At 43.2% G+C, this 19,398-nt stretch carries 17 protein-coding genes; 10 read left to right on the top strand and 7 right to left on the bottom strand.

All coding sequences use genetic code 11. The features are described 5' to 3' along the window. Positions 1–128: 128 nt before the first annotated feature. The gene (gene parC / locus AC2SLM_RS03025) at positions 129–2,420 is read right to left on the bottom strand and encodes a DNA topoisomerase IV subunit A (RefSeq protein ID WP_486551912.1); all 2,292 of its coding nucleotides are present in this window, start codon (positions 2,418–2,420) and stop codon (positions 129–131) included. A 569-nt stretch (positions 2,421–2,989) separates the two neighbouring features. On the opposite strand from parC, the gene AC2SLM_RS03020 reads away from it, so the two are divergent. The 5 genes from AC2SLM_RS03020 to AC2SLM_RS03000 all read left to right on the top strand — a co-directional run bounded on the left by AC2SLM_RS03020 (position 2,990) and on the right by AC2SLM_RS03000 (position 9,265). Beyond that, the gene (locus AC2SLM_RS03020) at positions 2,990–4,720 is read left to right on the top strand and encodes an AMP-binding protein (protein WP_486551910.1); all 1,731 of its coding nucleotides are present in this window, start codon (positions 2,990–2,992) and stop codon (positions 4,718–4,720) included. A 393-nt stretch (positions 4,721–5,113) separates the two neighbouring features. After that, positions 5,114–6,883 carry an AMP-binding protein gene (locus AC2SLM_RS03015; protein WP_486542015.1) on the top strand — a complete coding sequence of 590 codons (1,770 nt, stop codon included), beginning with the start codon at positions 5,114–5,116 and terminating at the stop codon, positions 6,881–6,883. Between the two features lie 206 nt (positions 6,884–7,089). Next, complete coding sequence (gene rph / locus AC2SLM_RS03010) at positions 7,090–7,806, top strand: ribonuclease PH (RefSeq protein ID WP_486551908.1); 717 nt, start codon at positions 7,090–7,092, stop codon at positions 7,804–7,806. 88 nt (positions 7,807–7,894) lie between these two features. Continuing rightward, positions 7,895–8,386 (top strand): hypothetical protein, encoded by a 492-nt coding sequence (locus AC2SLM_RS03005; protein WP_486551907.1) that lies wholly within the window; start codon positions 7,895–7,897, stop codon positions 8,384–8,386. Positions 8,387–8,569: 183 nt separating this feature from the next. Then, positions 8,570–9,265 carry a hypothetical protein gene (locus AC2SLM_RS03000; RefSeq protein WP_486551905.1) on the top strand — a complete coding sequence of 232 codons (696 nt, stop codon included), beginning with the start codon at positions 8,570–8,572 and terminating at the stop codon, positions 9,263–9,265. A gap of 24 nt (positions 9,266–9,289) precedes the next feature. Here the strand turns inward: AC2SLM_RS03000 and hemJ are convergent, their stop codons facing one another. From hemJ to serB, 5 genes are all read right to left on the bottom strand, one after another. Then, on the bottom strand, positions 9,290–9,724 hold the full coding sequence (hemJ, locus tag AC2SLM_RS02995; RefSeq protein ID WP_486551904.1) for a protoporphyrinogen oxidase HemJ: 435 nt from the start codon (positions 9,722–9,724) through the stop codon (positions 9,290–9,292). 69 nt (positions 9,725–9,793) lie between these two features. Next, complete coding sequence (gene bioB / locus AC2SLM_RS02990) at positions 9,794–10,936, bottom strand: biotin synthase BioB (RefSeq protein WP_486551902.1); 1,143 nt, start codon at positions 10,934–10,936, stop codon at positions 9,794–9,796. Positions 10,937–11,136: 200 nt separating this feature from the next. After that, the gene (locus AC2SLM_RS02985) at positions 11,137–11,643 is read right to left on the bottom strand and encodes a hypothetical protein (RefSeq protein WP_486542027.1); all 507 of its coding nucleotides are present in this window, start codon (positions 11,641–11,643) and stop codon (positions 11,137–11,139) included. 438 nt (positions 11,644–12,081) lie between these two features. Beyond that, positions 12,082–12,513, bottom strand: coding sequence for an AciT family ciprofloxacin tolerance protein (gene aciT, locus AC2SLM_RS02980; RefSeq protein ID WP_486551901.1), 432 nt, complete (start codon positions 12,511–12,513; stop codon positions 12,082–12,084). 460 nt (positions 12,514–12,973) lie between these two features. After that, positions 12,974–14,278 carry a phosphoserine phosphatase SerB gene (serB, locus tag AC2SLM_RS02975; protein ID WP_486551900.1) on the bottom strand — a complete coding sequence of 435 codons (1,305 nt, stop codon included), beginning with the start codon at positions 14,276–14,278 and terminating at the stop codon, positions 12,974–12,976. 99 nt (positions 14,279–14,377) lie between these two features. Between serB and AC2SLM_RS02970 the strand changes: the two genes are divergently transcribed. The 5 genes from AC2SLM_RS02970 (at position 14,378) to AC2SLM_RS02950 (ending at position 18,119) form a co-directional block, all read left to right on the top strand. Continuing rightward, positions 14,378–15,859, top strand: coding sequence for a hypothetical protein (locus tag AC2SLM_RS02970; RefSeq protein ID WP_486551898.1), 1,482 nt, complete (start codon positions 14,378–14,380; stop codon positions 15,857–15,859). Positions 15,860–15,968: 109 nt separating this feature from the next. Beyond that, positions 15,969–16,223: a PA3496 family putative envelope integrity protein gene (locus tag AC2SLM_RS02965; protein WP_486542035.1), complete on the top strand. Its 255-nt coding sequence runs from the start codon at positions 15,969–15,971 to the stop codon at positions 16,221–16,223. A gap of 322 nt (positions 16,224–16,545) precedes the next feature. Then, positions 16,546–17,097, top strand: coding sequence for a YecA/YgfB family protein (locus tag AC2SLM_RS02960; RefSeq protein WP_486551896.1), 552 nt, complete (start codon positions 16,546–16,548; stop codon positions 17,095–17,097). Between the two features lie 43 nt (positions 17,098–17,140). Then, positions 17,141–17,557, top strand: a complete 417-nt coding sequence (locus AC2SLM_RS02955) for a YbjQ family protein (RefSeq protein ID WP_486542039.1) — start codon at positions 17,141–17,143, stop codon at positions 17,555–17,557. Between the two features lie 67 nt (positions 17,558–17,624). After that, positions 17,625–18,119 (top strand): YbjQ family protein, encoded by a 495-nt coding sequence (locus AC2SLM_RS02950; RefSeq protein ID WP_486542041.1) that lies wholly within the window; start codon positions 17,625–17,627, stop codon positions 18,117–18,119. Between the two features lie 66 nt (positions 18,120–18,185). On the opposite strand, the gene AC2SLM_RS02945 is transcribed toward AC2SLM_RS02950, so the two are convergent. Next, positions 18,186–19,247 carry a formate/nitrite transporter family protein gene (locus AC2SLM_RS02945; RefSeq protein ID WP_486551894.1) on the bottom strand — a complete coding sequence of 354 codons (1,062 nt, stop codon included), beginning with the start codon at positions 19,245–19,247 and terminating at the stop codon, positions 18,186–18,188. Positions 19,248–19,398 lie beyond the last annotated feature (151 nt).

Genomic DNA, 19,398 nt, shown 5'->3' with positions numbered 1-19,398 from the left:
GAGTTGTTTTGTAAGATAGTTAATCTGACTGTTTATAGATGAATTATGAACCCAACCCTCTAATAAATGAGACCTGATTCAACGTTTAAAGAGTTATATTATTTATAACGTTTCTACTTATCATTTTGCTACTGTGCCACTTCAATCTCAGTCACATTTTGGAAGCCTCTGGGCAATTGACTGCCCCGATTGCCACGTTTGCCAGTGTAATTCGCTAAGTCCATTGGTTTTAAAGTGACATGACGCTTGCCCGCAGTCACAGTTAGGCTGTCGTTATGATTTAGCGCAATGACTGCCAAGACTTTTTCACCGTCTTTTAGGTTAATCAATTTATTGCCTTTACCACGCTGTTGTTCCGGCAACTCGTCAATCGCAAATATCAGCAAATAACCGGCTGAGGTGACCACGGCAATCTGATCTTGCGCAGCTGGCTGATCAGCATCGTCTTCGGTTGTAGCATCAATTTGAGACACGGTTAATAGTTTGGCATCATCAGAGAAGTTAATGATGTTTTTACCGGCTTTTTGATTGGTCTCAAGATTTCCAAGCGTGTTAATAAAGCCATAGCCTTGCGAGCTTGCTAGGATGATACGTTGATCATCATCGCCGGCAAGTAGCTGCTCAAAGCTTGCGCCTGCCGGTGGTTTTAAGACACTGGTCAGTGGGTCGCCTTGACCACGCGCTGAGGCTAGAGTATGCGCATCAATACTATAGCTGCGGCCGGTGCTATCCATGATATAAATCTTCTCATTAGACTTGCCGCGCACATGCGCTTGATAGCTGTCTCCCGAGCGATAGCTCATACCGGTGGCATCAACGTCATGGCCTTTGGCTGCACGAATCCAGCCGGCTTTCGATAAGATAGCAGTAATCGGCTCGCTCGGTACCAAGTCTGATTCTTTAAGAGCGGTGGCCTCATCACGCTCGACCACAGGCGACATACGGTCATTGCCATGTTCTTTCATATCGGCTGCCAGCTCTTCTGCCATCAAGTTGTTTAGACTCTCTGGATTATCGAGCAGCTCTTGCAACGTCGCTCGCTCAGCGGCCAATTCTTCTTGTTCACGTTTTAGTTCAATCTCTTGTAAGCGTGCTAACTGACGTAGGCGGATGTCTAGAATTGCATTGGCTTGAAGTTCGCTTAAATCATACCGGCCCATTAGCTCTTGTTTCGGGTCATCTTCTTCACGAATAATACGAATCACTTCGTCAATATTAAGATAAGCGATTAATAGACCGGCCAAGATATGCAGACGTTTATCAATCTTATCCAAACGGTATTCAATACGGCGAGTCACCACATTACGGCGGCTAATCAGCCACTCACTCAAGATTTCTTTTAAGTTTTTAACCTGCGGCTTACCGTTTAGGCCAATCATATTCATATTGACCCGATAATTGCTCTCAAGGTCAGTTGTGGCAAACAAGTGGCTCATAACACGATCAACATCGACACGGGTTGAGCGAAGCTCTAACACAATACGGCAAGCATTTTCATGATCCGATTCATCATGAATATCCACCACCCAAGGCAGCTTCTTATCTATCATCAGCTTGGCAATTTGCTCTTGAATCTTGTTGCCAGAGACTTGATAGGGAAGGGCGTCGATAATCACCAGATTTTTCTCGTTTTTATCGACGTGATAAATAGCGCGCATCTTGTAACTACCACGGCCGGTCTCGTACATTTGCTGCAAGTCTTTTTTGGATGTAATGATTTCAGCCGGTGTTGGTAAATCTGGCGCTGGAATCGATTGGGTCAGCTGTTTTACCGATAAGTCTGGGTTTTTGAGCAGGCGAATTGCCGCACGCACGACTTCATTTAGGTTATGCGGTGGAATATCGGTGGCCATACCAACAGCGATACCGGTAGTGCCGTTAAGTAGAATATTCGGCAGGCGAGCAGGCAAAGTGACCGGTTCTTGCATTGAGCCATCAAAGTTATCTTGCCAATCAACTGTACCTTGCCCAAGCTCAGCAAGCAGCGTGTTGGCATAGGCCGACATTTTGGCTTCGGTATAACGCATCGCCGCGAAGGATTTGGGGTCATCTGGGCTACCCCAGTTACCTTGACCGGTAATCAGCGGATAGCGGTAGCTAAATGGCTGCGCCATTAAGACCATGGCTTCATAACAGGCGGTATCACCATGCGGATGGTATTTACCGAGCACATCACCGACGGTACGGGCAGATTTCTTGGGCTTAGTAGTCGACTTTAGGCCAAGCTCGCTCATGGCATAAATAATACGGCGCTGAACCGGCTTTAGACCATCGGCGATATGCGGTAGCGCACGGTCCATAATGACGTACATGGCATAGTTCAGGTAAGCCTGCTCGGTAAATTCGGCCACAGAACGGGTGTCCATGGCTTCATTTGGAATCACAGCCGAGCTTGGGGGAATACTGGTAATATCAGACATAATGAGTGATTTTGCCTTTTATAGAATAAATGTGTGAATAATAAATTAATGTTGATTGAAAGCTAAAATAGAGTTACGTCATCTAAGTTTTGTATCAGGTTAATAGTGTAATAATAGTACAGCTTGAGACAATGTTATTGCTTGTCTTTCATTGCTGATATTTTAAACATTTATATTAAGCCTAAAAGGGCATTGAGACTGCAATCAGAATAAGGGATTGAGGTACGCTTATCCTAACGGATATTGGTGCAATAGAAAAGAGAGTATCACCGATAAGCGTCATCGGCTGACGCAGCTTAGTTAAACCAAGCTATTCGTCTCAACTAAAAAGTTTTATACGGCTAAAACAAGGTATACTTTATTAAGTCGTGGTTTTATAAACAGGACAGTTCTCTATTTTATAGCTATTTATGCACTTTGCAGTTGTCATAAGTCAGCTAAATAGTGTATTTTAGATTTAGGTATTAAAATCGCTGTTATTTAGCTGTTATTTAACGATAAATTGCACAACTGCCCCATCTAATATTAATTACCCCCATTAAGTACTATGCTTAGGAGTTCCACAGATTATGGATAATCAAGACAATCAATTTCGCCGTAATGATAGACCTTGGCTGAAAACCTACGAAAAGCTTGGCATGCAGTATGATATTGAAATGCCGCCTGCTGACACCTCTTTAATTGACATCCTTGAAGAAAACTTTGTTAATCATAAAGGCAGAATCTCTTTCGTTTGTATGAACCAAGAGCTGTCTTATGACGATTTGGATCGTCACAGCAAAAACATGGCCGCTTACCTGCAATCACTGGGCCTCAAAAAAGGCGACAAAGTGGCGGTAATGATGCCAAATATCCTGCAAGCACCGGTCGCTATTTTGGCTATTTTGCGTGCAGGCTATATTTTGGTGAACGTAAACCCGTTATACACCACAAACGAGCTTGCACATCAGTTAGAAGACTCAGAAACCAAAGTACTGATTATTCTAGAGAACTTTGCTAAGACTTATGCCGATATTCCTAAAAAGACGGTAGATCACGTGATTGTAACTGCGATGGGCGACTTGATGAGCCCGCTTAAAGGCTTACTTGTTAATACCGTGGTCCGTCATGTTAAGAAGATGGTTCCGGCTTTTGATATCCCAAAGAGCGTACCGTTTAAAAAAGCACTTAAAGTTGGCGCGAGTAAAAAGTACACCCGTCCGACCGATATCGTTCTAGAAGACGTGGCAGTATTACAGTATACAGGCGGCACAACTGGTGTGGCTAAAGGTGCGATGCTAACCCATGGCAACTTAGTGGCTAATCTAATTCAGGCCGACACTTATATTGGTAATGCCTTCAATAAGTTTGAAGAGAAAAACGAGCAGCCAGTCATCATGACAGCATTGCCTTTATATCATATCTTCTCATTTACCGTTTGTGGTATGTACGGTCTACGCAAGGGTGCGATCAACTCGCTTGTGCCAAACCCACGTGACGGCAAAAGCTTACTAAAGGCCTATAAAGATTATCCACCTGCTTTCTTTCCAGCGGTTAATACCTTGTTCAATGGTCTAATTAACAGCGAACATTTCCGAGTGCTTGATCACAGCAAGCTTGAGATGTCGATGGGCGGCGGTATGGCAGTACTCAAAGACACCGCTGAGAAGTGGAAAGCAGGCACCGGCAACGTAATTGTACAAGGTTATGGTTTGTCAGAGACCTCACCAGTTGCTTCAGCCAACCCAATGGGCTTAGATGAATTCCCAGGTAACATTGGTGTGCCATTCCCAGCGACCGATATGGCCATTCTTGATGAAGAGGGTAACGAAGTTGAAATCGGTGAGCGTGGCGAGATTTGTGTTCGCGGCCCACAGGTTATGAAAGGTTACTGGAAACGTGAAGATGCCACTGCTAAGGTGATGACCGAAGACGGTTATTTCCGTACCGGTGATATCGGTGTGATGGACGAAGAGGGTTACTTCAAGATTGTTGACCGCAAAAAAGACATGATTATCGTATCTGGCTTCAACGTTTATCCAAACGAAGTAGAAGACGTGATGTCAAATCATCCAAAAATCTTAGAGTGTGGTGTGATAGGTATCCACAGCGATAAGAGCGGCGAAGTACCAAAAATCTTTATCGTACGTAGCGACAACAGCTTAACTGAGCAAGAAGTGATTGATTACGCCAAAGAGCATTTGACTGGCTACAAACGTCCTCGTGCTGTTGAATTTGTTGATGAATTACCTAAGTCAAACGTCGGTAAAATCTTACGTAAAGACTTACGTGAGATGGAAGAGTCAAAAAACAAGCAATAAAGGCAACCTCTCGTTAACCGATGAATGAATCTCATGCTTTAAGTTTCAGTGGTTAACGAGTACAATTAAAACACTCAAAAAGGATGCGAGCTAATGCCGTGTCCTTTTTTTCGTTTGAATTTTTGTTTAAAAGTGTTTAATACTGGATTCTATTTTTAATCACTATCTGATTAAATAGGCGTGGTTATAGATATATTTTGCTAAAAGCAGCGTAATTAGTATGATTAATTAGTTACACTATTTTCAATAAAATCATATAAATAGCAACGCAAGTCTTCTTAATTTGCTAGAATTTGTTACGATTTTATCTCCCTATATTATGGGGCCATATGAACAAACAAGAATATATGCCCGAGTCCAATTATATCCATCATTCATTTTACAGGTAACTTCATGACTACAGCTTCAAATCATACCCCTAATGCATCGACTATTAGTAAGTTACACGGCACATTTCCGACCTATCCGGAAGTTCCAAGTGACCGCCCTTGGTTTGCTTCTTATAAGCGCTATGATCTGCCAGATCATATTGAGATGCCTGCTGATAACACTTCATTAATTGAAGTATTTGAGCGTAACTTTGCCCGTTATGGCAACCGTAATGCCTTTACCTGCATGGGTGCATCGATTACTTATCGTGAGCTTGATAACTACAGCCGTCAGATTGCCGCCTACCTGCAGTCGCTAGGCCTAAAAGTAGGTGACAAAGTAGCGGCGATGATGCCAAACGTACTGCAGTATCCGATTGTGGCTCTGGGCGTGTTACGTGCCGGCATGATTTTAGTGAACGTAAACCCACTATATACCAGCCGTGAGCTTGAACATCAGATTCACGACAGTGGTGCAAAAGCCATCTTTGTCGTTGAGAATTTTGCTAAGACCTTTGAAGATGTCGAAGACAAAGGCGATGTTGAGCATATCGTGCTATGTAGCATGGGTGACATGTTAGGTTTAGTAAAAGGCTTTGTGGTCAATACTGTTGTTCGCCATGTTAAAAAGATGGTGCCAAGCTACTCGCTGCCAAACAGCATCACATTCAAAAAAGCATTAGACTCTGTGTCGGCGCATCAGTATCAGCGTCCAGAGTTAGACTTAAGTCACGTGGCATTGCTACAGTACACGGGCGGCACAACGGGTGTGGCAAAAGGCGCAATGCTAACACACGGTAACTTAGTCGCGAACATGCTACAAATTAATGCTGTTATCACTGCTGCTTTTGATGAGTCTGTCGAAGCGGAAGTTATTCTAGCTGCGCTACCGTTATATCACGTGTTCTCATTCATGGTGTGCGGTATTTATGCCATGTATCAAGGCTGTACGTCGCTACTTATTCCAAACCCACGTGACCTTGATGGTCTAATCAAAGAGATGGCCAAATATAAGCCGGCCTTTATCCCATCAGTAAACACCCTGTTCAATGGTCTTGTGCATCATGACGACTTCAAGAAGCTAGACTTCTCAAATCTTAAAGCCTCTATCGGCGGCGGTATGTCAGTATTACCAAGTGTGGCCAAAGCATGGCACGAAGCAACTGGCCTACCAATTGTAGAAGGTTATGGTTTATCAGAAACCTCACCTGTGGTGAGCTTCAACCCAATGAATATCTCTGAATTCACCGCCAAAATTGGTGTGCCTGCACCGGATACTGACGTTATCTTAATTGACGATGATGGCAACGTGATGCCAATGGGTGAGCGCGGTGAGATTTGTGTAAAAGGTCCACAAGTGATGGTTGGCTATCAAAATCGTCCAGAGGAAACCAAGAACACCTTCACTGAAGATGGTTACTTCAAGACCGGCGACATCGGTATTATGGATGAAAAGGGTTTTATCAAAATCGTTGACCGCAAAAAAGACATGATTTTGGTATCTGGCTTTAACGTCTATCCAAATGAGATTGAAGAGGCGATAACTGAGCATCCTGCGGTCCTAGAAGTGGGTGCGATTGGTGTACCAAGTGAAGAGCGCGGTGAAGAGCCAAAAATCTTCGTGGTGAAGAAAAAAGGCGCGAACGTAACCGAAAAAGAGTTATTAGACTTCGGTAAAAAACAGCTGACAGGTTACAAACGCCCACGCCATGTGCAGTTCGTTGATGAATTACCAAAATCAAACGTTGGTAAAATTCTACGTAAAGAGCTTCGTAAAATGGAAGGCTTAGAATAAGTCTGATCCAGTTCACTGGTTCATTACCAAACAATAGGCCAACGAATCAGTGTCTTAACAAGATAACAGCAAGATAAGTGCGCTAGGTGCTTATCTTGCTATTGTTTTAGCATCACGTTACGATAGCTGCCATCAATCGCAGTATTTTATGATTAAAATCTGCCCTCAAATTGCATCTGATTAAATATAAAGGACACCCCCTCACTATGCGTATAGACAATCGTGAGCACGATCAACTTCGCCAAGTTACTTTTGAGCGCAACTACACCAAACACGCTGAAGGCTCGGTACTTGTTTGCTTTGGTGATACCAAAGTATTGTGTACGGCCAGTGTTGAATCGGGCGTACCGCGCTGGTTAAAAGGCAAGGGTAAAGGCTGGGTAACAGCAGAATACGGCATGCTACCACGCGCTACAAATACCCGTAATCAACGTGAAGCGGCTCGTGGTAAACAGTCAGGACGTACCCAAGAAATTCAACGTCTAATCGGTCGCAGCCTTCGTGCCATGGTCGATATGAGTAAGCTTGGCGAAAACACTATTTATGTCGATTGTGATGTATTGCAAGCAGATGGTGGCACACGTACAGCTAGTATCACAGGCGCAGCCATTGCTATGATTGATGCACTAGAGACATTACAGCGTCAGAAAAAGCTAAATACTGATCCCTTAATTGGACTGGTTGCAGCGGTATCTGTGGGTGTTAAAAATGGTGAAATCTTACTTGATTTAAATTATGAAGAAGACTCAAGCTGTGATACTGATTTGAATGTTGTGATGACTCAAAAAGGCGAGTTTATCGAGATTCAAGGCACCGCAGAAGAGAAACCGTTTACCCGTGCTGAAGCCGATAAAATGCTAGCAATGGCAGAAAAAGGCATTGCTAATTTGGTTAAATTACAACAAACCGCTTTGGGCTGGTAACAATAAGCCATAGGTCAGCCACCGTGGTTGGGCTAAAATAAGCGCAGACTCATCTAAAAGCAAAAACAAAGTTAAAAGTAGGGTCACTATGCTACAAGTCACAGACACAGGCGCAATCATTACCTTGTCGGGTAAAGCCACCGGACAAGGCGATGGCATATTCTGGTTTGGTGTGGCCCTACTAATAGGCGCTATCGGTGTCGCTATGGCGATGAGCTTATTGCCAGAACGTTTGGCAATAGGTGCACTGGCGGTATTGATTATTGGCAGCTTTGCTTTTAATGTGATGCGCAATAAACAAAAAAATGCCGGTCATGGCGAAATCAGCTCAGGCATCCTAAAGGTTCAACAAGGCATGTTCGTGCATAATATGTTTGGCAAAACCCAAACGGTCTTTGTACAAGCGGATGATTACATTGAACTAGATAACTCAGCACTCATTATTACCGACGCCAATGGCAACCGTAAATGTCACATTACCGGTTTTGAGTCTAATAAAGAGGCTCAGGTGATGAAGGCAATCTTGCAAGGACAGCAGTTTGGCAAGCGTAATGCCAACATCAAAATGCAGTCCTCATAAGCTCTATAAGTTATTTTCTCTATAAATCATATCCTCGCATAGCCTAACGTCTTTGACGTTATTATAAAAATATCTATAAAAACAGCTAAATAGCTAATATTCTGCTTGAATTCAAGCCGATAACCGGTTTATATTCTAAGTCTATCGTGAATATCCTTTAGGCCTAATGTTAAGGAGTGCCCCATGGATGCGGACACTTTGGCTATGATGTGTATCAAATCTATCAAACCATGCTCTATTCTTAAAAAAGCTATTATAGTGACGGCCTTATTTGGCACGTTAGCAAGCCCATTGGTGCATGCCGATGCCCTTGGCGATTTAATTCAGCAAAAGAACCAAACCTATACACCGCCTTCTGCGCCCTCTCATTCTGGTGCCAGAACAAGCAGCATATCGCCTTTTGTGTCAGCAGCACCGCCAAGCTTTCATATGAGTTATGCGGCTGTACCAAATATCGATGCTGAGCATATCGATACCTTATATGCTGCTGAGCAAAGCGCAAGTTGGCCGAGCAAGCAGGTATTGCAAATGGTGCGTCAGATGGCACTAGACAATAAAGAGATTATTAAAGGGTCGTGCTGGGATTATTTGAATGCAGCATTTAGCAGAGCAGGAGTAGGGCGCGATACCGTCTTTAAAGGTGAATATCCTGCCGGACCGTTCGTCGATACCAATGAGATTCAGCCGGGCGATTGGCTATATTATGTCAATCACAGCTATCATGACGTTGAGCATAGCGGACTGTTTGTGGGCTGGCTAGACAAAGCTCAAAACCAAGCGCTGATTCTAAGCTATGCTGGTGAAAATCGACGAGAGCCTGCACGTTATAAGGTGTATGACGTCTCACACACCTATAACATCATACGCCCCAGTCTATAATAGCAAGAGTTTATAGAGGGAGGGTTAGAACGGTTTTACGATAACCAAAATCACCACTGCAATTAGAATAAACACGGGCAGCTCATTAAACCAGCGCCAGAAGACGTGGGTTTTGTGATGTGGGTTGTCTGCTAGCTTCTTGCGGTACGCGCCGCACATGCCGTGATAAGCGGATAATAAGACGACCAATAGTAGCTTAACGTGCAGCCAGCCTTGTGTTTTATATACATCCCAGCCGATATATAGCATCCATAAACCAAATACCCAGGTGGCAATCATAGAGGGCGTCATAATACCGCGGTACAGCTTGCGCTCCATAATCACAAAGCGGTCTTGGCTGATTTTGTCATCACTCATCGCATGATACACAAACAGCCTAGGTAGATAAAAAATCGCCGCAAACCAACACACCATAGAAATGACATGCGCGGCCTTTATCCAGTTTAAATACTCTGCCATAGTGGCTCCTCATGGATTAAATATAGGGTGTTTTTGTTTCTGTAAATTCTGTCTTTATAAACTCTATCTTTACAAATACTGTTTGAGGCCACTGACGGCATCTACTACAGGTAGTGCAGGTCGAGGGGCAGTAGGGGTAAGCCCTAAAGTCCTCATTAGTCTGTCGTCATTAGACTGACTGGCATTGCTAGTGGTAAGTAGCTTATCACCGTAAAAGAACGAATTAGCCCCTGCCATAAATGCCAACGCTTGCTCTGAGTCTGATAGGCTTTCACGTCCTGCTGATAAACGTACGTAGCTTTTTGGGCAGCAAATTCGTGTCACCGCAATGGTACGTATCCATTCGAGCACAGGCAATTGCCCCTCCTCTAAGACTTTGTCACCAAGTGGGGTACCTTTAATCGGTACCAGTAAATTAACAGGGATAGACTCTGGCGGAATTGGCATGTGGGCAAGCTCATATACCCAGTCAATACGGTCTTCTCGCGTCTCACCCATACCCACAATACTGCCACTACAAACATTAATGCCTGATTTGCGCACATTATCAATGGTTGCTAGGCGCTCGTCATAACTGCGGGTGCTGACCACCTGATCATAATAACGGCGAGAGGTATCTAAGTTGTGATTGTAGTAATCAAGGCCAGCATCCGCCAATTGCTCAGCTTGCTCTGTGCTTAGCATACCCAGTGTCATACACGTCTCAAGCCCTAAGGCTTTAACTTCTTTTATCAGCTCGGCGATATAAGGCATGTCTTTGGCGCTTGGATGTCTCCACGCTGCACCCATACAGAAGCGGGAAGATCCTGCCGCTTTGGCCTGCTTGGCCGCAGCAATAACTTTATCGACTGCAATACGTCTCTCAGCTTGCAAACCAGTTTTGTCGCGATGATGTCCTGACTGAGAACAATAGCCACAGTCTTCAGGGCAGTTGCCAGTTTTAATCGATAATAAGGTGCTAATCTGTACTTCATTGGCGTTAAAGTGCTGACGATGAACGGTTTGTGCCTGCAATAACAAGTCCATAAAGGGTAAATCAAACAGCTGCGCTACCTTCTCGCGAGTCAAAATACTGCCTTGAGTAGAGGTGGATTTGTCAGTGACAGAGCCATCATCAAGATTATCAATGGCTGTATTATTATTTGGCTGCATATTATTTGCAGCTTTATTTGGTGTGTGGCTCGATTTGGTGGCGGATAATACAGAAGACATAGAGCAATCCTTTAACGTTAACGCTAAGTTCATAGCCTATAATTGTAGCACTTAACCGCTTTGTACTGGATACAAAATGCCCAGCGGCGTTATACCACTGGGCGTCTTAGGGTTGCTGACTAAACAGACATCTAAATAGCGATATATCGCGAGTAATCGAACGTTAATGCGATTTAAATTACGCTATCTTATAGAGTGTTCTATTTAGACATTCTTTGTTTGGCAGCATTAAATAACTGAGCGGCGATACCTTGTGCTTTGGTTGCAAATGGACGTGCTTTTTTAAGCAGTGGTTTTATATCCTCAGGAATAGGTGGCACGATGTGCTTCGCTAACTGGTTAAACCACATTAGTAAACTGTAATCGCCTTCCATGGTTAACTCTTTGTCCTGAATGGCAGTCATAAATGCGGCAACATCGCCACCTGTTAACAGCTTAACGCCAGTCATAGAGTCTTTGAAGTTGATACGTAAGCTTGGATTATTCGCTTTACCTGAATACTGCTGGAAAGTACCTTCATCAAACACATAATAACGGGCAACATCATCCGCTTCACTACCAAGCTCAATGCTTACTTTACGATCTTTTAAAATCTCTTCGATATTAGGATCGCCGCTTTTAGCAAGCATGGCCAAACGATAACCCACAGTAGCAAGTAGCGCGTCTAGTGGGTTGGCTTTGATATTTAAGATAGGAACAGTAAACATAATGAAATCCAAGTTTGAGTGAGTGAATGGGTTAGTGTCGATATGATATTAATGTCAATAGCAGGCTAGAAATCTGATAAGAAGTGCTTATCAAAGATATATCCAATGGGTTATGTCTTTAAGCAATAAGCTTAGAATCTTAAGCAAATTTTAACAAGCCATTTATGCGTTTATTTTAAAATAGATTAACCAAATATTATATCAATATTTTAAATGAAATACGGGCTTTAGAATATTGCGACTTGTACACTTTTTTAAAGCGCTTAGTAAAAGACTGTCGTATTTGTGGTTAAACCGTCCTGAGTGACGATAAGCAGAAAAAAGCCAAGCCGTTTAGGGCTTGGCTTTTTTTCGGAGTAAGAGGCTTATAGTTATTTTATTGATTTAGTTAATAGTGAGGGCTTACGTAAAACGGATATACCTTAAGTGTTTCAACAATTAATTGCGAAATCTTGGTGTGTAGTTTTTGTAAATAGGGGTGTGTTCGATATATTTGTCAGCTTGAGTAGCCAAACGTTTTCTGCTGCGAAATAAAGGTGCCATACGACGGTTAGAGGTCACAGGCTTGCTCTGTTGAGCTTTGTTATAGCGATAAACGATAAGTGCAAAGGTTGCAAATATAGTCAAAGCAAATGCAGCGATATAGCTGACGGCAGTACTTGCAGGGGTGACCGCTGTGATAGCAGATTGCACACCTTCAACCACAAGATAGTAGCCCATACCGCCTAAAAGATAGCCTAATAAATAGCGGTGGCTAGAGAAAAATGTAGCGACAATGCCTATTGCAAGCATTGTATAGCCCAGTGTAGACCAAGATAAAGAGCCGGTAAGCCAAGTTTGACCAGTGGCTATAATGGTTTGAGTTGCCATGTTTTTTTGCCTCGTGAACTGTCAACGAATGAGAAGTGACACTAAAGAAAAGCAAATAACGTGCGTGCTTTTAAGGTCCTTCCTACGAATACCCTATCTACCTACGGTGTTCCATGTACGGCGCGATTATATAGGGGTGTTTTGCGATTGGTTGCCAGTTATTATGCCCATCTTTTTATAAAATACAAAGGCGCGAACAGTAATTTGCGACAACACCTGTCGTGTTATTTTAATGAAAATTTGACACAGTCGCGCACGCTATAAGTGGCAATGGCTGAGTTTTATTAACCCAAGAAAATTAAATTATTAAATTTTTGTTAAACTCAAATGTGACAAAACAAAGTGCTGGTGAGCTGGTTTTATTTGACTAAAATATCAGCTGGTGACAATAAAATAACCGACCCAAATCTGAGTCGGTTATTAGGTCAATTAAGCAAAATAAAATCTAATAGGGTGCAGATTACAATAGGTCTTTCGCAGAATAGCCGAGCACGTATAGTACGCCCTCAAGTCCAGTGGCATTGATGGCGGCATCAGCGCGCGCACGCACAATCGGCTTGGCATGATAAGCAATGCCCAAATCAGCAATAGCCATCATGGCAAGATCATTAGCACCGTCACCAACACAGATAACTTGTGCGGTGGTCACGCCAATACGTTCAGCGATTTGCTCAACCAGTGTTGCTTTTCGCTCACCATTAACGATAGGCAATACCACATTGCCGGTGACCACGCCATTTTCAATATCTAACTCATTGGCATGAACCTCATCAATGCCAAGCTCTTTGGCAATACGCTCAGCAAAATAAGTAAAGCCGCCCGATACCAGTACAGTATGGTAGCCGAGTGACTTTAATGTCGCAAGTAAGGTGCGTGCACCTGCAGATAAGGTTAATTGAGCCTGAATCTTATCAAGTGCTTCTATCGATAATCCTTCAAGCAGTGCCACACGCTCGCTAAAGGAGGTATCAAAGTCAATTTCTCCTCGCATCGCAGACTCGGTGATTTCGCTAACTTGCTCACCAATATTGGCATGTTTGGCGAGCTCATTAATCACTTCTTGCTCGATAAGCGTTGAGTCCATATCAAACACAGCAATACGGTGCGGACGTAGCATATTGGCCAGCGATACGATATGACAGTCAATGGCTGCATCACCACCAAGGGTATCAGTAATTGGTAGGGTATCGATAAACTGGCGCAGATGTGAAGTTATGCCATCATCTAACAGATGCGCGGCAGCATTCTTTTTGCCAGGCTGCATGGTTTTGGTATCCGCAGGCATGAGGATGTAGCGATAAGTGAGTACCGAGGTCAAACGGTCGCTGCCGGTTTGGTCATCTAGATTATCGGTGCTACGTACCACTTTGATAAGCTGCCAAAGCGGGTTTTGGGCATCCCAATCATCAATATGGGCCTCAAAAGCGGCCTTCTTCTCTTCATAAGAGTCGCCAGCACGTAACGCTTGCTCTTGCACCACCACAGATAGAGCGAAAACAGGTAGCGCCTCTAACTGTTCGATTAGATGCAAAGAGATTTTGCCCTGACTTTGGCTGTCATTATCCAGATTAACATCATCAAAACGCAGGTGACTGGGTAACAAATCATTAGCTTGTTGCAAAGCGCTCAACCACGACTTTAAATGTGCGGTCATGCCGGCACCGAAGGTCGCAAAGTTGGCTTCGGCGTCTGATATGGTGTTTGAAGTGGTTTGATGGGCCAAAAAGTCATTATTTTGGTTATTAGTTGTAGTATTTTTTGTCATGGCGAGCTAAGCCCCTTGTAAGCGTAAGCAAGATTAGGAATAATAGGGCGTGCTCAAAATTGAAGCACCTCCTACCTATTAACAAAAGTTTAGCATAACATGACCTATTTAGCGCCACGGCAAGGCTTGTTTGCCATAATTATTCTCATTAGCTTCTTTATTCAGACCACGTTACTGCTTATCAGTACCGATCAGCAGCTTGATGAGCTGAAAATGCAGACGGGCGAAAGAATGTTGATTCAACTTATTGAAGAGGTTAAGTTGCCTTTATTAAGTAAAGATAAAGTTAGCCTAAGCGTCTTAACTGGTCGATATACCAGTGAAAATAACGTTGCCAGCTTAACAGTGAAAGACATTGATGGTGAGGTATTGCTACAGACAGGGCAAGCGCAGCTGTTAGGCGGTGATACCATCAGTAAGCAAGTGATTATGGGTGACACGGTCATTGGTAAGGTCGATATGACCTTGCGTGATACCAGTAATGGTGAGATTATCGCTTCCCAATGGATATTTATTTTGGGTTCTTTTATTACCCATCTATTTATTTGGCTCATTTATGGGTATATTGCGCGTCCGACGCGTGCGCAGCTGGCCAAACTTAGCCGTGATGTGCAAGAGCGTCTGCGATTGCAGCAGCAAGAGATGGGTGTTAGTCGCCGTGTCGCTCAGGTTGACGACACCGATACAGAGAATCGCGGTGAAAGTGTGTTGGGTCCGAATCTACATCAAGCATTGAATCAATATATTCAATCGCATCAAGATGAGGATGGCGAGCAAGAGCCGGCAGATTCAGTCTCTAATAATAGGACATTAGGTCAAGCAGATAATACTCAAAAAACAACGCCTGCGGTGCAAGACATTTTGACCAAAATAGATGATAATAACGCCAAAGAACAGAATCAAAATAGGGGTTCTGAGCAGTCATTAGTAGCCGCTAAGACTACGCAAATGACAGCGCAAAACAAGCCACGTGGTCTGATGTCAAATCGTCCGCTTGAAGTGGCGACAGTGCAAATACAGTTTTACGATCCTAATAATTTAATGGGTACGTTAGCGGCTGAGAAGTCCAAACCTTATTTTGCGTTATGTACTCAGTTGTTAGAGCGCACGATAGATGAGTTATTAAAGCAGCCATTATTATTCGGTGTGACCGTTAAGAACACGCCAGTATTTAATCAAAATGGCGCCACGGTTGAATTTAGTAACAATAGCAGCCATAGTAAGGCAGCGCTTGCGGCAATGATGCTTGCAAAGGCCTATGTCATGCTCAATCAGGTGACTTATATCAAGCACCGTGAGTTACAGCGTTTTGCATTAGAAGTGCGTGTCGGTGTCAGCGATGATGCGGCTAGTGATAAGATGGCTCAACTGTTACAGAACAATGCTGAGGCAAATGATATCTTGGCATTATTGCCAACCGCGGGTATCAAGCAATTAAGTGGGCAAATTCAGTTAGATAACTTAAAAAACCCAACCACCGTCTATGAGCGTGATTGCGCATCATTAAAAGGCGTTAGCGAATCAATGATGGACCGTTTAATTAGTGTCAGAAATGCGGTATTGTTATCAGCAACCAACTAAATAAAAGATAAGTATTAAAGCTGATCAACGCTTTCATATTGATTTTATGCAATCACATAACCCATAATCAACAGGTCGAATCAGACCATTAAGATAAAAGGAAAAAGACATGAGTGATAATGATCTTGATGATTTCGATGATGATAACTTTGAAGATGACGATGATGCCAAAAAGATTGATGAAGCAGAAGCAGAGTCAGCACGCTTAACGAGTCTTGAGAAGCGTCGTCTTATTGATAATATGTTAGAAGAGAAGCGTTTAGCCCGTGAGTTAAAAGATGGCTTTGATGACGACTTCGACGATGATTTCGATGACGACGACTTTGATGATGACGATGATTTTGATGATCTAGATGATGAATAGTTAACAAGGCTAGCCCAGTATTAACTGATCTGGCTGGCCTTTGTTGATCTTTGTGAGTTATAGTTCTTTGTGAGTTATAGTTAGCTAGTCTACAGCGGCGTATGTCTTTGCCGCTCATCAGTCATTGTTCATTTACTCATTCATCAATTAAGGCGTTGTACTAACGGGTTGCAAATTACTTATTTACTGCACTTGATAGGGATGACTCGTATCCGTTATTCGCTCTATACCTGCCTCTTATCTGCTCTCAGATAACCGCTGCTTAACCTATTTTAATTCTTATTAAATAAATCCATATATAACACCCAAAAAAGAGATTGCTATGACTTTAGATGAGCTAAAAGATTTTCTTGATTCTGATGCCAACGAACACGGCCTTGATAGTGTGGCAACCCATGGCTTTTTGACCGCAACTGTGGTCGGTAAAGAGCTGCCAAATTGGATGTCGCACCTGTTTGAAGGTCAAGACAGCAAGGTGGATAAGGCTGTTAAACAAGCGATTAAAGCGTGGCGTCATGCGCTGCTAGAAGATTTACAGAATGAAGATGGTATTGAGTTGCCGTTAGAGCTTGATGAAGACTCAGGTGAGATGGATTTCTCACCAGAATCAGAGCTAACGGCTTGGTCTATTGGCTTTGTCGATGCCATGTATGGCGATGAAGGCGTTGACTGGTTTGACGATGAAGATAGTGCTGAAGACGTGGCTATGCTGACGCTGCTGATGATGGTATTTAGTGGCATTGATGCGGTTGATGGTGAAGAAGATGAAGATTTGGCCGAAATTCGTCGTGATGATGATGCACTGGCGCAAATGGCAAACAATATCGAAGCCAATTTAACAGAGCTGTTCTTACTGTTCCATACCGAAGAGTAATCTGCACTTTATACTAAAGAATCAACACTGACAGGCGACAATCATGCAATTATCAAATCTTGAGCACTTACCTGGCTACGTTATTACCGAACGTTTGGATGTGGTGTACGGCAGTACAGTGCGCTCAAAGCATGTGGGTAAAGATATATTTGCAGGTCTAAAGAACCTCGTGGGTGGTGAGCTGACAGCCTACACTGAGCTACTTGAAGAGTCACGGCAAGAAGCCATTGAGCGTATGATGGTCAAGGCACAAGCGCTTGGCGCAGATGCCATTGTGGGTCTGCGCTTTTCCACATCTAGTATTGCTCAGGGTGCCTCTGAGCTGTTTGTTTATGGTACGGCGGTAAAAGCAGTGGCTGAGTCTCAATTCAATGCGTCAAACAATGCTACTTCTCAGCCAACGCCACCCTCTAGCGTACCTCCTTTACCCGCATCTGACGCTCTAAACAAGTTAGACTAATCGTGTTGCCAACTAACTGTAACAAAGTCAAATCCCATAAAGCTATAATGAATAGGACATCACATTAATGGACGTATTTCTTGATTTTTTAATCAACAATGGCGTCTTTATTGGCCTATTTTTAATAGGTTGGCTTTTTGGTCGCTTTAATGAACGCGATCATTTGCAAAAGCTGGCTGCTGCCGAAAAGGAGCTGGGTCATATTGTGGTGTCAAGTGAGCGCTTTTATCGACCCAAAATAGCCGAAGAGACTCAAGGCGCATTGGTCATGGGTAGTGTGGTGATTGCGCAGGATTATTTTAAGATGATTATTGCCAAAATTCTAAATTTCTTTGGTAAAAATTTGACGACCTATGAGACCTTATTGGATCGTGCCCGCCGTGAGGCATTAGTACGCATGAAGCTTGAGGCTCAATTTATGGGCTATAATCAAGTGTTTGGGATACGTTTAGAAGTGACCAGTATCAATGCAGCCGGCAGTATGGTCGAAGCTATTGCTTACGGCACAGCAGTGTATACCATTGATAATCCGAAGATTCCACCGCCGTTGCCAGATTTTTAAAAAGTTCGAATATTTGAACTTTTGAATGAGTTATTTTTCCTGCCTTATTGTCTTACCTAACAGACCCTAATCATACCAGCCCTTTTTAAACCTTTCTAAATCCTTTTCTTTAAACTTCTCAATATCGTACTGTAATGCCCGTGCCTTAAGCACGGTAACAAACACCACACCACCGATTGTGTTTCCAATCAATGCCAAAAGGATAAACTGTAGATAATCGGCAAAACCGGTATTGGTGTATAACACTCCAGAAAACACTTCAATATTGCCGACTATACTATGATGTAAGCCTAAGACACCGATACAAGCAGTGATCAATGTCACCAGTACGATACGACTTAACGTGTCGCGGGCGGAGGTGACCAGCCAAGCAGCTAAACCCATCAGCCAGCCTGCCATGATGGCACTACTGAGCAGTACCCACCACTCATAATGCAGGACATGATGGCTTAAATAATCGATATGCTCAGTAGCAAACCATCCCATTTTCAAGCCTAGCCCGACTACCGCTGCGCTAAATACCCATCCACCAAGTAAGTTACCTGCGATGACGATTAACCAAAGTCTAATCAACTTTGTGACGCTCTCTAAGCCCACCACGACTGGTAAGCTTAGCAAGGAGGTTTGCTCGGTATAGAGTAAGGATTGCCCGACAACGACGACAATAAAGCCGATAGGATACAGCAAAGATGCTAGTGTTATGGCGTGTTCAGTTGGCATGAGTGGTAATAAAATTGCCAGCACCGTGGTCAGCATAATATAACTAATGCCAATCTCCAGCCCAGCGATAAAGGCACTGGTTAACACTGATCCATTTGAGCGTTTGAGCGTATGGCGTGCGTCAATAAACTGTTCGATTAATATGCTGGCGTAGCTTTTAGGCTTACTATAGCTTTCATCTGCTGCTAAGTTTTTTAGGGTCTCTCGACTTTGTGGGTCAACATCATCAAAGTCCTCATCTTCAATAGTGTTGGTTAAATTTGATGGATCATCGTCCGTCTCGCTATGGCTGTCGTCTTCTTGTATCATTCTGTTATTTTCACCTGTCAAAGTGTCCTCTTGTGATGTCATAGGTCGTTGAGAAGAAGGGTTATTTGGTTCAGTTTTTTGAGTGTCTGCTGTGTTCATATTGATATTGATTTATCAGTAGAGGCTTATCAATTAAGTTTAGCCAATAGATAGAAGGTTGGTGTCGATTTAAAGTGCTTTAAGGTGTTTGGTTTGTCTTTAATCTATACTATAAATCTAGCTATACTGTTTCAATTGGCTTTATGAAGTA

This window comes from Psychrobacter sp. CX16, from assembly GCF_057396245.1.
Note: the sequence above shows the minus strand (reverse complement) of the source record. Positions and strands in the feature narration are given on the sequence as shown.